The sequence below is a fragment of the Mesorhizobium sp. WSM4847 genome, from assembly GCF_055811335.1.
The window spans coordinates 1-2,711 of the sequence record NZ_JBVVPY010000064.1 but is presented as its reverse complement, the minus strand read 5'-3'; the positions used below and the strand labels follow the sequence as shown (position 1 = coordinate 2,711).

Genomic DNA, 2,711 nt, shown 5'->3' with positions numbered 1-2,711 from the left:
GTTTTTCACCGGGGGGTTTGTGTTATAACACCGGTGGGCGCCGGCCAAAAAACACCCTTTGTGGCGCCCCCCCCTCCCCCCCCCGGGGCCCCCCCCCGGCAGGGCGATGAGGGGCAGCGCAAACCTGAGGCGATTGCCCTGAGTTGGCACCTCTCGATATCGCCTATCAGGACCGCGGTCTGGTCTTCTGCGGATCGTAATGGGCAAAAGTCACGACGCGCGCCGGCAGCCGCTTGCTGTGGCCGTCGAGCTTGCCGATCTCGACCGCGGTGCCGATCGCGGCATGGCTGACGTCGAGCCTGGCCAGCGCGATGGTCTTGTTGAGCAGCGGCGAGCGCGTGGCGGAAGTGACCTCGCCGATCTGGGCGCGGCCGACATGGACGCAATCGCCATGCCCGACCGCGACATTGGCGTCGATGTCGAGGCCGACCAGTTTCCTCTGCGGGTTTTCCTTGCGCCGGATCAGCGCCTCGCGGCCGATGAAATCGTCGGTCTTGCTCTTCAGCGGCACGGTGAAGCCGATGCCGGCCTCGAACGGATCGGTCTGGTCGGAAAATTCATAGCCGGCAAAGATCAGCCCGGCCTCGATGCGCGCCATGTCGAGCGCCTGCAGCCCCATCGGCTTCAAGCCATGCGGCTGGCCGGCCGCCCAGATGGCGTCGAACACCTTTTCGGCGTCGCGCGGGTGGCACCAGATCTCGTAGCCGAGTTCGCCGGTGTAGCCGGTGCGCGAGACGACGATTGGAATGCCGTTGCCGCCGCCGATGCGGGCGACGGCGAAACGGAACCATTCGAGCTCCTCGATCGACGGCTGCAGCGGCGAAGTCCAGATGATCTCCTTCAGGATGTCGCGGCTCTTCGGTCCCTGCACGGCGACATTGTGCATCTGGTCGGTCGACGAGCGCACCAGCACGTTGAGGCCGAGGCTCGTCGCGGTGTCGCGCAGCCATTCGCCGGACAGATCGTCGCCGCCGACCCAGCGGAAATTGTCCTTGCCGAGCCTGAGCAGCGTGCCGTCGTCGATCATGCCGCCATGCTCGTAGCACATGGCGGAATAGACGACCTGGCCGACGCCGAGTTTTTTCACGTCGCGGGTCAGCGTGTATTGCAGCAGCGCTTCCGAATCCGGGCCGGTGACCTCGAACTTGCGCAGCGGCGACAGGTCCATGATGACGGCGGCCTGCCGGCAGGCCCAGTATTCGTCGATAGGGCCCTCTTTTGCGAAGGAATTGGCCAGCCAATAACCCCTGTACTCGACGAAGTTGCGGGTGTGCTTGGCAAAGCTCGAATGAAATGATGTCTCGCGGGTCATTTTCGGTTCCGAATCGGGCGTCATGCGTCTGGCGATCGCTCGCGAGAATTTATGCTTACCGGAATAGGTCCGCACATGGATGTCGGTCAGGTTCCAGCCATTGGCCGGCGTCGTGTCGTCGGGACAGGCGGACGACACGCAAACGATGTCGGTAAGTGCCCGCAGCAGCACATAGTCGCCCGGCCGCGACCATGGCTCGTCCGACACCATTACGCCATGCGCGTCGATCGCCGTGTTGAAGAAGAAATTGATCGCCATCCAGCCCGCGCGCGGGCCAACACCCTTGTCGGCGAGCGCGCGGTTGAAATTCTCCGAGCAGTTGGGATGACCGGGATAGCCGATGTCGTCGTAATATTTGGCGGCGCAAGCGAGCGCGAACGCATCGTGCCGGCCGCAGGTGTCCTGCACCACCTCGACCAGCGGCTCCATGTCCTGGTCGTAATATTTCGAATGCAGGCCGGGCATCGGATAGCTCGAACCCATCAGCGTGCGGGTCGTCGTCACGTCGAGCGGATGGTCGCGTCCCTTGTCGAGCTTGCGCGCCGAAAAGCACTGGAAGTCGGTGCATTGGCGCCCGTCGACATCGATGATCTGCAGATAGTCACCCGCCTTGACGAAGTAGGCTTCCGCGGTCGCCGAATGGACGCGCAAATCGAGCACCGGGTCGGCCAGCGGGTCGCCAAGCCTGGACTTCGCCGCCGGATGGATTGTGGCACGGCGCACGATGACGCTGAGCGGCGTTGCCGTGTCGTGGCCGTCGACCGGCATCGGTCCGCCCGGGGCGGCGATCAGCATCGAGCCGGCGCGGGCGACGGCAAAACCCTGTTCGGTGCCGGCAGGGGTGGCGCCGCCGAAGATGCGAACCGCCTTTGCCTGATCGAGCTGCACCTGGCGTCGCTCGAGCCCCCGGCGCAACGAAGCGAGGCTGTCGTCGCCATCGGCCAGCAGCGCCTTGATGCCGGCGGCATTGCTGTTCGAGTTCTCGCCGAAAATGCCGGCATCAGTCACGCCGCTTTTATCCCATGCCAGCAGTTCGCAGGCTTGGCCGCCTTCGACGTTGCGCACGGTGACGATGTCGCCGGCCTCGACGTCGATGAGCACCGCACCATTGCCGTGGACGGAATAGCGCTCCATGCCGGCGGGCAGCGCCATCTGGCCGGGCCGCAGGATCAGGCTCGGTCGTGGCGGTCCGGCGGCGATGGCGGGGTAGGGCGACTGGCTCATCTCGACCCGGGTCTCAAGAAACAAGTTTGCCTGTACGTAAAATTATTTTCGCGGCAAGAATAGCAGTGCTTGTCGGTTTGGCAAGGCGAAGGTGGTGGGGCTCCCCCTTCTCCCCTTGTGGGAGAAGGTGGCCGAGCGAAGCTCGGTCGGATGAGGGGTGTTCCAGCCTGGCACC

The 2,711-nt window shown here is 64.6% G+C and carries 1 protein-coding gene; it reads right to left on the bottom strand.

Annotated elements, in window-relative coordinates:
* Positions 1-166 precede the first annotated feature (166 nt).
* Positions 167-2,536 carry a DUF1989 domain-containing protein gene (locus AC0L28_RS34305; RefSeq protein WP_473482894.1) on the bottom strand — a complete coding sequence of 790 codons (2,370 nt, stop codon included), beginning with the start codon at positions 2,534-2,536 and terminating at the stop codon, positions 167-169.
* Positions 2,537-2,711 lie beyond the last annotated feature (175 nt).

What these genes read in the sequence shown, in the direction of transcription:
- AC0L28_RS34305 (WP_473482894.1), bottom strand. Translation starts at nt 2,536, where the DNA reads ATGAGCCAGTCGCCCTACCCCGCCATCGCCGCCGGACCGCCACGACCG.